This window comes from Halioglobus sp. HI00S01, assembly GCF_001635445.1.
Taxonomy (GTDB): Bacteria; Pseudomonadota; Gammaproteobacteria; order Pseudomonadales; family Halieaceae; genus Halioglobus; species Halioglobus japonicus.
Genome location: NZ_LWEE01000211.1, coordinates 1 through 208, shown reverse-complemented (window position 1 = coordinate 208; position 208 = coordinate 1). Strand labels below are relative to the sequence as shown.

General features: G+C 53.8%; 1 pseudogene. It reads right to left on the bottom strand.

Features of this window, described 5'->3' with window-relative positions:
• Positions 1 to 208: pseudogene (locus A3709_RS24000) on the bottom strand (aromatic ring-hydroxylating dioxygenase subunit alpha); the annotation flags it as partial.

The window sequence follows — 208 nt, the reverse complement described above, 5'->3', positions numbered from 1 at the left end:
GGCGCCACTTTCGGTGCGGGTGACAACAATCGAATAGCGCGCGATATCGTAGGTAAAGAAATCACCAGGGCGACCGATTTCAGTTTCCCGGCACACGGCCTGCCAGGTGCGATTCCACATGTGCTCCACTTCCTTGTCGTGAAATTCGCGACTCAGGTAGCGCTCTGTGGGAATATTCTCTGAACCAAGAAAGATGTCGGTACTCTCG